Source organism: Burkholderia pyrrocinia (assembly GCF_001028665.1).
Lineage (GTDB): Bacteria > Pseudomonadota > Gammaproteobacteria > Burkholderiales > Burkholderiaceae > Burkholderia > Burkholderia pyrrocinia.
The window spans coordinates 2,262,199-2,274,485 of the sequence record NZ_CP011504.1; the positions used below are offsets into that span (position 1 = coordinate 2,262,199).

11 protein-coding genes are annotated in these 12,287 nt (G+C 68.5%); 8 read left to right on the plus strand and 3 right to left on the minus strand.

Annotated elements, in window-relative coordinates; translation table 11 throughout:
* Positions 1-130: 130 nt before the first annotated feature.
* The gene (locus ABD05_RS26265; protein ID WP_231944142.1) at positions 131-391 is read left to right on the plus strand and encodes a FecR/PupR family sigma factor regulator; all 261 of its coding nucleotides are present in this window, start codon (positions 131-133) and stop codon (positions 389-391) included.
* A 218-nt stretch (positions 392-609) separates the two neighbouring features.
* On the opposite strand, the gene ABD05_RS26270 is transcribed toward ABD05_RS26265, so the two are convergent.
* Entirely contained in the window at positions 610-1,434 is an 825-nt protein-coding gene (locus ABD05_RS26270; protein ID WP_047903818.1) for a hypothetical protein, read from the minus strand.
* A gap of 182 nt (positions 1,435-1,616) precedes the next feature.
* Here ABD05_RS26270 and ABD05_RS26275 point away from each other — a divergent pair, with 182 nt between their 5' ends.
* On the plus strand, positions 1,617-3,260 hold the full coding sequence (locus tag ABD05_RS26275) for a transposase (RefSeq protein WP_047902912.1): 1,644 nt from the start codon (positions 1,617-1,619) through the stop codon (positions 3,258-3,260).
* Between the two features lie 84 nt (positions 3,261-3,344).
* On the opposite strand, the gene gspK is transcribed toward ABD05_RS26275, so the two are convergent.
* On the minus strand, positions 3,345-4,340 hold the full coding sequence (gene gspK, locus ABD05_RS26280; RefSeq protein WP_047902913.1) for a type II secretion system minor pseudopilin GspK: 996 nt from the start codon (positions 4,338-4,340) through the stop codon (positions 3,345-3,347).
* Positions 4,341-4,373: 33 nt separating this feature from the next.
* Complete coding sequence (locus ABD05_RS26285; protein ID WP_047902914.1) at positions 4,374-4,937, minus strand: hypothetical protein; 564 nt, start codon at positions 4,935-4,937, stop codon at positions 4,374-4,376.
* A gap of 686 nt (positions 4,938-5,623) precedes the next feature.
* On the opposite strand from ABD05_RS26285, the gene ABD05_RS26290 reads away from it, so the two are divergent.
* The 6 genes from ABD05_RS26290 (at position 5,624) to ABD05_RS26315 (ending at position 12,262) form a co-directional block, all read left to right on the plus strand.
* Entirely contained in the window at positions 5,624-6,796 is a 1,173-nt protein-coding gene (locus ABD05_RS26290; protein ID WP_053059975.1) for a TIGR03032 family protein, read from the plus strand.
* The gene (gene cysC, locus ABD05_RS26295) at positions 6,793-7,443 is read left to right on the plus strand and encodes an adenylyl-sulfate kinase (protein WP_053059976.1); all 651 of its coding nucleotides are present in this window, start codon (positions 6,793-6,795) and stop codon (positions 7,441-7,443) included. The genes ABD05_RS26290 and cysC overlap by 4 nt, the downstream gene beginning before the upstream one ends.
* Before the next feature lie 151 nt (positions 7,444-7,594).
* The gene (locus ABD05_RS26300) at positions 7,595-9,247 is read left to right on the plus strand and encodes a ShlB/FhaC/HecB family hemolysin secretion/activation protein (RefSeq protein ID WP_238594127.1); all 1,653 of its coding nucleotides are present in this window, start codon (positions 7,595-7,597) and stop codon (positions 9,245-9,247) included.
* A gap of 67 nt (positions 9,248-9,314) precedes the next feature.
* Positions 9,315-11,120 (plus strand): DUF2341 domain-containing protein, encoded by a 1,806-nt coding sequence (locus ABD05_RS26305; RefSeq protein WP_047903821.1) that lies wholly within the window; start codon positions 9,315-9,317, stop codon positions 11,118-11,120.
* 28 nt (positions 11,121-11,148) lie between these two features.
* Positions 11,149-11,559: an ExbD/TolR family protein gene (locus tag ABD05_RS26310; RefSeq protein WP_047902916.1), complete on the plus strand. Its 411-nt coding sequence runs from the start codon at positions 11,149-11,151 to the stop codon at positions 11,557-11,559.
* 4 nt (positions 11,560-11,563) lie between these two features.
* Positions 11,564-12,262: an energy transducer TonB family protein gene (locus ABD05_RS26315; RefSeq protein WP_053059977.1), complete on the plus strand. Its 699-nt coding sequence runs from the start codon at positions 11,564-11,566 to the stop codon at positions 12,260-12,262.
* The last annotated feature ends 25 nt before the right edge of the window (positions 12,263-12,287 follow it).

Genomic DNA, 12,287 nt, shown 5'->3' on the forward strand with positions numbered 1-12,287 from the left:
CGGGCTGTCTTTCGTGGCGGCCCGGCGGGGCGTCGTCGGACCCGAGGCGTGGGTGGCAAGCGCCCCGGCCGCGCAGCGATGTGCGGTGTGGGGGATGTGTGTCGAGGGAGCTTCGGGCGGTGGCGTGATCATGAACGAATCGCAACGGGATGCGGATTCCGGCGACGCGAACACGCGCGCCGACGCGATCCGCGAGGGCGCGGTGCGCTGGCTGCTGTGGCTGCGTGCCGGCGACACGACGGAACACGAACTCGACGCTTTCGGGCGCTGGCGCACGCAGAGCGACGAGCATGCGCGCACGGTCCGCGAGCTGATCTGGATGTGGGCCGTGCTGGAAACGGTCGGTCGCCAGGAGCCGGGTGAGCCGGGCGGGTCGACGCGCACGCATTGATTCGGCGAGCGGGCGCAGGAAGAAAGTCTGCGGGTTAGGCGGGCTCGCTTCGACCTTGTATATGAGAGAGCGAGGGGGCCGTGAAGAGGGGCTGTAGAGGGGCCGTAGAGCGGGACCGGGGGCCGGATCGGCCCCCGGATCACCGTTCGTGCAGCGGGGCGGCGTGCGGCGAGGCCGTGCAGGCCGAACCATGGAAGCCCCGATTCACGAATCGGGATTCAGGATGGCGACCCGCGCTGCATGCCCGCACGTGCGCCGCTCCACGCGGCGTCGAGCGGATCGCCGGTGTCGCGCAGCGGCTCGCGCAGAAACGGAAGGCGTTCGACGAACGGTGCGGATTCTTGCAAGGCCACGATATGGTTGACCATCCATTGCAGCAGCTCGCCGCCGTGCCGGACCTGTTCCGGGCGCCAGTCCGGCATCGTCGAGAAGAGGGCAGAGAAGCCGCTCCAGCGCGACGGCCGGTCGTTGTCGCCGGGCCGGAAATAGGTGTTCATCGCGACGTCGTGCGCGTCGGTCAGCGTGCCGACGAACAACCCGTGCGGCGTCGGCACGCCGATCTGCTGCCAGCCTTCCGCGAGTGCGAGCGAGCGCATCACGCGCGCCGCGACGAACGCAATGCGCGTTTCATGCTCGATTTCGGCGAGCGACATCACGCCGTTGCGCTGCATGCAGCGCGCGACCGCATGCGGCCGGATCGCGTTCGACGCGAAGCTGCGCAGCACGAGGTCGGGCACCGTCAACTGAAGCTGGAATTCGCGCAGGCCGTGCTCGGCGCTCATCGTCGAGAAATTGACGAACAATCCTTCGGCGTGACCGAGCGCGCCGACGTACGGCTCGAGCCCGAGGCGCGCGAGCTTCGGCGCGATCTGGCGTTCGAGCAGCCGCATCAGGTTGCGGCGGTTGCGCACGCCCGTGAAATCGTCGATGCCGCGCGTGACGACGTCGCTGATCTCCCAGCGGCGCTCGTCGGCGACGAGCCGCGGCGAGCCGCTCAGGTCGAACCGGGCGCGGCCGTGCGCCACGCGTGGATCTACGTACATGCCGGTGCCTCGTGCATCGATTGCGGGCGGACCGCCGCGACGGCGCGGCGTCGCGCGGATCCGGTCGCCCACGATGCTGCGGCGCCGAAAGCGCTCCGTCAAGTGCGATCGCATCGCGACGTACGCGTGCGCACGCCGCTGCGGCGGCCCGCGCAATCAACCAGACAGTGTGGGGTAACCCGATGATGCGCACGATCGTGGAACGCTTTGTCGAGCAGAGCCCGATGACGATCATGACGCGGCTCGTGCTGCAGTGCGCGCTGCACGACGACTGGATCGGCGCCGCGGCAGACGCCGGCGACGAACCCGACGACGAGTCGACCCGCGAGGCGCTGTTTACGCTGGCCGTCGACGCGATCGCGGCGATCGCCGCGTGGCAGCGGATGCCGGATGCGGCCGGCGCGGCTGCGCCGGGGTTGGGCGCTGCAGTGACGGCGCTGCACGACCGCATGAGCCGGTGGCGCTCCGGCTGGGGGCGCGCGCTGGCGAGGGACAGCGTCGACCTCCTGCTGCCGGTCGCGTCGGTGCGCACCGTCGACGGCACGCGTGCAGTCGACGGGATGCGGTTGCGCGTGCTGGACGGTGCCGGCGATGCATGCGCACCACGGGCCGACGGTTGCGGCTGCGGACGCGCGTGCGACGACCCGGCGCGCGATGCCGCCGCGGGCGGACCGCGCGTGCTGCCGGTCTACGATCCGGATCTCGGGATGATCGTCGACCTGCTGCCATACGAGCGCGGCCGCTCGCATGAGCGCGCATTCGTCGGCGCGCTGCTCGAAACGGTCAGGCCGGGCGAGCTGTGGATCGTCGACGGGCGCTTCGATACCGACGCGATCCTGTCCGGCTGGCCGCGCCGCGGCGGCGCGTTCGTCGTGCGCGAATACGGCCGCCCGGCCGCGTGCCGGCCGCTGGGCGACTGGCAGGACGCCGGCGGGCTCGGCGACGGTCGCGTGTACGAGCAGTCCGTCGGCATGGCCGGCGACGGCGGGGTGTCGGGCGCGTTTCGGCGGATCGAATGGCGCCGCGCCGCGGCGCACGGCGAAACCGGCGCAATCGTCACGCTGCTGACCGATCTGCCGGCCGAGCGATTCGACGCGCCGCAGGTCGTCCAACTGTCGTGCCGGCGCTGGCGCGATGCATTGCCGCTGTCGCTCGAGCCCGTGACGGGCGGCGCGCCGTTCGGCGGCGTGCCTGCGCGCGCGGCGCTGCTGGCGAGCGGGATCGCGGCGTTCGCGTACAACGCGTTCAGCGTGATGACGCGCGTCGTCGGCGCTGCGCTCGTGCTCGACTCGCGCGACGTCAAGCGTCTGCCGTCGCTGATCGCCGACGGCGTGACGGCCACCTATGCGGGGATGATGATCGCGCTGCCGCCCGAGTGGTGGGAGCGTTACGACCAGTTGCCCGCGACGGCGCTCGGCCAGATCGTGCGCATGCTCGCCGTGCACGTCGATCCGCGCAGCGAACGGCGCCGGCGTCGCGACAACCGGCTGTCCGCGAAGTCGCAGGCGCTGCTGCGCGCGGCGACGCTCGAGCGCCTGATGCACGACGACGGCGACGATCCGGCCGCGAACGTGTTCAGCCTGCGCACGATCGCGATGGCGACGCGCGACTTCAGCAGCAATCCGTCGAAGGCGCTGCGGCACGCGGGCGAGGCGCTCGTGATGGTCACCAAGTACAACCGGCCGATCGCGCTGCTGGTGTCGATCGACGACTGGAACCGGCTGCTCGGCGAAGTGCGCGAGACGAGCCTCACGCGGCTGTCGTTCGATGCGGCGGCGTCGCAGGGCGTGCGCCCGGTCGCGTTGAGCGAATCGTCGTTGAACTAGCTGGCCTGGCGGGCGTTGATGCGGAATGCGGGCCGATGACCGCACGTTGCCGGCCCGCCACACCGGCGTACACCGCTCCCGGCTTCAACTGGCGAGCCGACGCACCCAGACGACCGACGTCCACGCGAAATTGCCGCTGCCGTAGCGCGCGATCAGCGTGTCGACGCGCGCGTTGATACGCGCCGAATGCACGCGGCAGTGCACGATGAAATAGCCGCTGGTCACGCCGACGGCCGAGCCGTCCGGCAGCGTCGGGTTGCCGCCCTGCGCGGGCAGCAGGTATTCGGCGATGTCACCGGTGCTGACGAAATACGCGGTGGCGCGCCGATCGACGAGCCGCTTCGCCTGGCTGGCCGACAGCGTAGGAATCGCGGCGACGAGCACGGGCTCGGCCGCGGTGTTCGCGTTGACGACGGTCAGGTCGGGCAGGATCGTCACGAACGGCGCGAGCGTTTCGATCGCATGCGCGTCGTAGCCGGGGATGCGCGCGAGATCGTCGACCGACACGAGCTGCAGCGGCCAGCCGCCGGGGCCGTTCGCGTCGCGCAGCGAGCGCAGCATGTGGTCGGCCGTCTGCTGCGCGAGCGCGGGTTCGAGCGACAGCTGGCCGAGCAGCCGCCGGTACGCCAGCACGCCTTCGCCGTTGGACTGCCACGGCTTGCCGGGCGCGACGCGCGACACGAGGTTCATCAGGTTGAAGCGCGCCTGCGCATCCTCGACGCTGCCCGAGATCCACGCGCGCGACAGCTCGGCGTTGACCGTCAGCGCGTCGGGCGGCAGCAGGTCCGAGAGCTGCACGTCGGCGACCGGCAACGACCACGGCTGGCCGACGAACGTGACGTTCGACGTCGCGCTTTGCGCGCGCAGCGTCGCACGCGCCCACTCGACCGCGGCGCGCTCCACCCACATCGTCTGCGTCGCGAGCCGCTGGTTCTCGACGTCGCGCGTCGCGACCTGCTGGCGCCACAGCACGCTGGCGGCGAGCGTGGCCGCCAGCGCGACGACGAGCAGCACCGTCACGATCGCGATGCCGCGTTCGCGGCGTGCGTGCGCGGCCCTTCCTGTCCCATATCGATGCATCCGCGTGCCCCCGGCAGTGTCGGCGCGGCGCGCTCAGACCTCGAACGCCAGCCACGCATGCGCGATGCTCGCATGCGCGGATGACGTGACGCCGAACAGCGCGGCGAGCCCCGCCACCCAGCACGCGAGCGTCGCGGGGCGCATGCCGTCGGCCGCAAGCGGGCCGACAAGGCTGGCGATCGCGTGCGAACGCCACAGCAGCAGCACGAACAGCGTGCAGCCGACGGTCATCGCGATGCCGAACATGTGCAGCGCAACGGCCGGGCGTCGCGCGAACGGCGTGCGGTGATGCCGCTGGTTCGTCGCGACGATCGCGACCCCGTTCGCGACGGGGACGATTGCCATCGCGAGCGCCCAGAACAAGGGCTGGTCGCTCGATGGATTGATCAGCAGCAGCGTGCCGATCGTCCAGATCGGCGGCGCGAGCAGCGTGAGCACGGTCCACGACAGCAGTTGCCACGCGAGCCAGGGCGTGCGCCAGCGCAGCGGCGGATTCGGCGCCCCATGAGCGGCAGGCGGAAGCAGCCGGCCCGGCGTTCCGACGGCGCCGGACAATCGCCCGGCGAGCCACCGTACGAGCATCGTGGCGAATGACATGGATGGTCCTGTCGTTGAGGTTGTCCGTTCTCAATAGCTAGGACGAAGCGGGCGGCCGCAAGCCGCAGGATTTCGTGCGGGCCGGCGGTTCGTCGCGCGGCGCATCGCGAGTCCGCGGTGCGTAAACGGTATCGGCGCGGTCCCCGGCCGGGCTTTGCGTGCGTTTCGTGAATATCTTCAGCGGAATGTCACAAAAACTTCCCGGTTGAAACCGGAGGATGGTGCCGGCCGCACGCTGGCGCGTCGCGTTTTTGCACGTCGGCCAGCAAGACGGCGACACGTTTGCCGGCGGTCCGTGAGCAAGTGCGGGCTGCTGAAGAGCCGGATACCGGCCGGGCGACGACACGCACACGAAACGGGGGCCACGCAAGGTCATGCGCCGCGTCTCGCGAGCATCGCGCGAGGGGCTGGCTGCGCACGCATTGCAGTCCGCGCCTTGTCGGTCGCACGGCATGGCACACGCGGGCCGCTTGCGTCGACCGTTTGCCGGTGGCGGCAGATCGGTCGACGTCACGCAAAAAAACATTGCGGCAATGCGTGCTTCGTTCCGTCTAGGTAGGTGGGAGCTGCGACTTGGTGCGCCGTACGCGCCCCGTTCGCGACCGATGCACATGCGTCGTGTCGGCGGGCGGGAGCACACGGATACGCGCATTTTTCTCATCAGGCGGCATGAAGCCGACAGGTGCATGACAGTGGAACAGTTCGAGGAAACCCGGCCGGCCGACGATAGCGGCGCGGCAACGGACGACGTATCGGCGCGGGCAGCGGAAGCGCTGTCGCCGGTCATCAACCTGCGCGACACGGGGCGCTTCCTGCAGGTGCTCGACGCGCTCAAGTGCTCGCTGGCCGTGAGCCGGCGCCCGTCCGGCGTGGCGGTGATCGGCGTCGACAACGGCGTCCCCACGCTGTCCGCGTGCCTGTTGCCGCGCTCGATGGGCATGGCCGTGTCGGGCAACCGGCTCGCGGTCGCGACGATGCACGAGCTGATGGTGTTTGCCAACGTGTCGACGCTCGCGCCGCTCTATCCGGGCCGCCCGGATCATTACGACGCGATGTTCGTGCCGCGCATGTCCTACTACACCGGCGATCTCGACCTGCACGACATGGCGTTCGACAAGCACGTCCTGCTCGCGGTCAACACGCGCTATTCGTGCATCAGCGTGATCGACGGATATTTCAACTTCACGCCGATCTGGCAGCCGCCGTTCGTGACGGCGACGGTGCCCGACGATCGCTGTCACCTGAACGGCATGGCGTTTGCCGACGGCAAGGTGCGGTTCGCGACCGCGCTCGGGATGAGCGACGAACCGTTCGGCTGGCGAAGCGGGATGGCCGGCGGCGGCATCGTGATGGAGGTGCCGTCCGGCCGGATCGTCGCATCGGGGCTGTCGATGCCGCATTCGCCGCGCGTGATCGGCGGGCGTCTGCACGTGCTCGAAGGCGGTCGCGGCCACGTGCTGCAGATCGATCCGCAATCGGGCGCGCGGCGCGTGCTCGCGAAGCTGCCGGGCTTTACGCACGGCCTCGCGGAATACGGTGGCGTGCTGTTCGTCGGACTGTCGAAGCTGCGCGACAAGCGCGGCCCGCAGGGGTTGCCGATCGAAAGCGAATCGGACGTGCTGGTCGCGGGGGTTGCCGCGCTCGACGCGAACAGCGGCGACGTGCTCGGCATCCTTCAGTTCTTCAATGGCGTCGACGAGATCTTCGACGTGCAGGTGCTCCCGAACGTGCGACGTGCGGAAATCCTGAGCCCGCATCAATGGGCCGAGACGCCGTCGATCGTGACGATGCAGGGCGGCTTCTGGCAGACGCGTCCGCGCGAGGACGACGAGCCCGCGAACACCGGCGGGCGAGCGTGATGAAGAGCGATTGTTGCGGGTTTTTCGGCGTCGTTTCGTCCTTATCGATAGACGCGACGCATGCGGTGCGCGGCGCGTCGCCGCAGCGGGCGGGCGGGGTGCTGTGGCTCACTGGGCTGTCGGGCGCGGGCAAGACGACGCTGGCCGATGCGCTGGCGGCGCGGTTGCGCGAACGATGCGTGCATCCGGTGGTGCTCGACGGCGACCGGCTGCGGGCAGGGCTGAATCGGGATCTCGGCTTTACGGTGCACGAACGCTTCGAGAACGTGCGGCGCATCGCCGAAGTCGCGGCGCTGTCGAGCGAATCGGGCGCGCTCGCGATCGTCGCGGTCATTTCGCCGCTCGCGGCGATGCGCGACGAAGCGAGATCGATCGTGGGGCCGGCATTTCGCGAAGTGTATGTGAGTACGCCGCTGGCCTGCTGCGAGGCGCGCGATCCCAAAGGGCTGTATGCGAAGGCGCGGTGCGGCGCGCTGCCGGAGTTCACGGGCGTTTCGTCGCCGTACGAGCCGCCGGTCGACGCCGATCTCACGATCGACACGGGGCGGGCGTCGCTCGCGATGTGCGTCGATACGCTGATGCGATTCGCGTGCGCGCAGTTCGGTTGCGTGGCGGATACGCGGCCAGTGCAGGTGCGTTACGGCTGAGTTCGAATCGAAGATCAGGGAAAGCATTGCACAGATCATGCTAAGGATGACGAATAAATCGTCATCAAAGTGAAACAGGCATTTGATAGCGGAGCGAGCGACGGGTGCCGAGCGCTTCGCTGCGATCCGGAACAACAAAGGGGAATGGCGCATGCCGCCGAGAGTAGACCGCAAGTCACGCGAACGATGGCGGCTGAACTGCCGATGCCTGGCCGGCGCCGCGCTGGTCGGAGGGCTGGGCCTCGCGCCGGGCATTCATGCGCAGGAAGCTGCCGCGCCGGCCGCAAAGGCGGCACCGTCGGCGCCGCAGACGTTCGACGTGAATGCCTTCGTGGTGCGCGGCAACACGACGCTGCCGACGATCGAGATCGAGAAGGCCGTGTATCCGTTCGAAGGGCCGGGCCGGACGCTCGCCGACGTGAACGCGGCACGCGACGCATTGCAGAAGGCGTACCAGGAGCGTGGTTATCAATCGGTCGTCGTCGAGCTGCCGCAGCAGCAAGTGAAGAACGGCGTGATCCTGCTGCAGGTGACCGAGGCGAAGGTCGGCCGCCTGCGCGTCGACGGCGCGAAATACAACTCGCCGCAGAACATCCGCGATGCGGTGCCCGCGCTGGCCGAAGGCCAGGTGCCCGATTTCAACCAGGCGCAGCAGCAACTCACCGACCTGAACCGTTCGGCGGACCGGCAGGTGATCCCGGTGCTCAAGCCGGGCGCGCTGCCGCAGACGGTCGACGTCGACCTGAAGGTCGACGATCACAGCCCGCTGCACGGCACGCTCGAACTGAACAACGACAACAGCCCCGGCACGTCGACGTTGCGCACGAGCGCGAGCCTCAGCTACTCGAATCTGTGGCAGCTCGGCCACGTGATTTCCGGCACCTATGTGATCGCGCCGCAGCATCCGAACGACGCACGTGTCTACGCGTTTTCGTATCTCGCGCCGATCAAGGACTCGCGCTGGAGTTTCCTCGCGACGGTCGTGCACTCGGACAGCAACGTCGCGTCGGTCGGCGGCACGAATGTGCTCGGCAAGGGCACGACCTACGGCTTCACCGCGATCTACGCGCTGCCGGCGACGGAGACCTATGCGCATTCGGTCAGCATCGAGATCGACCGCAAGCATTACGACGAGAACGTGAGCCTGGTGGGCCAGACGTCCACGGCGCCGCTGACCTATGTGCCGGTGACGTTCTCGTACAACGGCCAGCTCAGCCTGAAGAACTCGCAGACATCGTTCTCCGCGTCGCTGACGACGAACATCCGCGGCCTCGGCAGCGACTGGGGCGCGTGGGACAACAAGCGCTACAACGCGACGCCCGATTTCGTGTACGGCAAGTTCGACGTCAACCACACGCAGCGTTTCGCGAACGACATGCAGGCCAATGCGCACGTGAACGCGCAGATCTCGAACTCGCCGCTCGTGTCGAGCGAGCAGTTCGCCGCGGGCGGGATGAACAGCGTGCGCGGCTACATGCAGGCCGAGAACACGGCCGACAGCGGCGTGATCGCGTCGCTCGAGCTGCGCAGCCCGTCGCTCGCGAAGTGGCTCGGCGGCGCGGTCGGCAGCCGCCTGAACGAGTGGCGCTTCCACGCGTTCTTCGACGCCGCGCACCTGTGGCTGCTGAGCCCGCTGCCGGAGCAGACGTCGCGTTTCAACCTGATGAGCGTCGGCGTCGGCACACGGCTGCAGATCATGAAGTATGCGAGCGCGGATTTCGAGGCCGGGTGGCCGTTGAAGGCAGGCGTCTATACGCGGCAGTACAGCCCGCGATTCGATTTCTACGTACGGCTGGGGTTCTGACCGATTTTTTTTGATCGTGCCGGGGCGATGCGACGAGCGCGGCGCCCGCACATTCGGGGAGTGGATCGTGAAGCGAGTCTTGTTTTTCCTGTTGGCGGTGATGCTCGGCGTGCTGCCCGGCATCGCGAACGCATGGTGGCAGAACGACTGGTCGTACCGGAAGGCGATCACGATCGACGCGAGCGCGAAGGGCGCCAATCTCGCGGAATCGGCCGGCCGCGTGCCGCTGCTGATCCGTCTGCATTCGGGCAACTTCCAGTTCGACGGATTGGCCGACAACGGCGCCGATATCCGCTTCGTCGCCGCCGACGACAAGACGCCGCTGAATTACCACGTCGAACAATACGATCCGGTGCTCGGCGTCGCGCTGATCTGGGTCGACGTTCCGAAGATGCCGGCCGGTGCCGCGGAGTCGATCTGGATGTACTACGGCAACAAGAAGGCACCGGACGGCGGCAAGCCGGCCGAGACGTTCGATGCCGACTACACGCTCGTCTACCACTTCAACGGCGCGGCGGGCGCGCCGCCGAAGGATGCGACCGCATACGGAAACAACGCGCAGAACGCGACCTTCCGCACGGTCGAGGACGGCATCGTCGGCAAGGGCGCGCGCTTCGACGGCAGCGGGTCGCTGACGCTGCCGGCGAGCCCGTCGCTGAACCTGGCCGCAGGCGGCGGCTTCACGTTCAGCGCGTGGGTGAAGCCGTCGGCGCAGGCGCCGAACACCGTGCTGTACAGCCGCCGCGACGGCGCGAACGCGCTGCTGATCGGTCTCGACAACGGCGTGCCGTTCGCGGAAGTCGACGGCGCATCCAACAGCCCGGCACCGGTACGCACGCCGGCCGCCGCGCCGGTTGCAACGAACCAGTGGACGTATCTCGCGGTCACGGCCGACGGCAAGAACCTGACCGTCTACGTGAACGGCAAGCAGGCCGCGCAGGTCGCGGCGACGCTGCCCGCACTGAACGGCGCGGCGACGATCGGTGCGGATGCGACCGGCGCGCCGGCCGGCCTGGCCGCCTACGCGGGCGCGCTCGACGAACTGCGCTTGTCGAAGATCGCGCGCTCGCCGGCCGCGCTCGCCGTCGACGCGCTCGCGCAGGGCTCGGAATCGAAGCTCGTCGCGTACGGCGCCGACGAGAAGCAGTCGGGTTTCGGCTTCGGCTACTTCGGCGTGATCGTGCAGTCGGTGACCGTCGACGCATGGGTCGTGATCGCGATCCTGCTCGGCATGGCATTCGTGTCGTGGATCGTGATGTGGACGAAGGCGCGCTACGTCGGCACCGTCGACAAGGCGAACTTGTATTTCGTGCAGCGCTTTCGCGAAGTGGCCGGGCGACACCTCGTCGGTCTCGCGCATGTCGACGAAGCGAGCGACGACGGCCGCCGGCTGTACCAGTCGTCGCTGTACCGGCTGTACAAGGCCGGCGTGCATGAAATCCACAGCCGCGTGGACGGCAACGGCCGCACGGTGATCACGTCCGAATCGATCGAGGCGATCCGCGCGTCGATGGACGCGACGCTCGTGCGCGAGAACCAGCGGCTGTCGAAATCGATGGTGCTGCTGACGATCGCGATCTCCGGTGGCCCCTTCCTCGGCCTGCTCGGCACGGTGGTCGGCGTGATGATCACGTTCGCGGCGATCGCCGCGGCCGGCGACGTCAACGTGAACGCGATCGCACCGGGTATCGCGGCCGCGCTGCTCGCCACCGTCACCGGCCTGTTCGTCGCGATTCCCGCGCTGTTCGGCTACAACTACCTGCTGATCCGCAACAAGAACGTGACCGCGAACATGCAGGTGTTCGTCGACGAATTCGTCACGCGACTCGCCGAAGCGCACCGCACGCCCGATCACGCGGTGCTGGCCGACTGACCGCACTGAACGCACGCAGGAGACCACCATGCAGGTTCAGGACGACGAAAAACCGTACGACGACATCAACATCACGCCGATGCTCGACCTCGCGTACGTGCTGCTGATCATCTTCATCATCATGACGACCGCGTCGGTGCAGGGCATCAAGGTCGACCTGCCGAAGGCGAGCTCGTCTGCAAGTCTCGCGAAGCCGAAGACGAAGGCGATCACGGTCGCCGATTCGGGGCAGGTCTTCCTCGATGCGTACCCGGTGACGATGGACGAACTCGAGAGCCGGCTGCGCACCGAGAAGGCGACCAACCCGGAATTCCCGATCGTGCTGAAGGGCGATGCGGCCGTGCAGTACCAGAAAGTGATGGACGTGCTTGACCTGCTGCGCCGCCTCGACCTGTCGCAGGTCGGGCTCGTGACCGGCAAGGCGAAGCAGGGCGGCTAGCGCGATGGAAATGACTTATAACGGCGGGCCGCCGCAGAAAGGCCCCGGCCGCTTCGTGAAGCCGGTTGCGATCGCGCTGGTGCTCGCGGGGCTGGCCGCGCTGATCTGGCGTTTCGCGGGCGATACCGCGGGCGTGAAGCGCGTGAGCGCGCCGCAGGTGACGACGGTGATTCCGTTGCCGCCGCCCCCGCCGCCGCCGAAACAGAAGCCGCCGCCCGAGAAGGTGAAGGAAGAGGTCAAGACGCCGGTCGACCGGCCGACGATCGCGCCGAAGCCGTCCGAGGCGCCGAAGCCGTCGGACAACCAGCCGAAGCAGATGACGATGAATGCGCCCGCGCAGGCCGGCACCGACAGCTTCAACATCGGTGCGGGCGACGGCTCGGGGATGATCGGCAGCGGCGGGGGCGGCAAGTTCGGCAATGCGAGCTACGCGCAATACATGGTGTACGTGCTGCAGCGCGCGATCGAACAGGACAAGGGCGTGCAGGAGGCCGGCGGCGCGCGTTTCGCGGGCAGCCTGAACCTGTGGATGGATGCATCCGGGCGTATCACGAAGGTGACGGTCGCGCAGTCGACCGGCGACGCGAAGATCGACGCAGCCGTGATCGCGGCGGTCGAAGCGCTCGGCAAGGTCGACGAGGTGCCGCCGCCCGCGACCGCGTATCCGGTGCTTGTGAAGCTGCAGGGGCGCAAGCCGGCATGACGCGCCGCGCACGATACGCGAATGA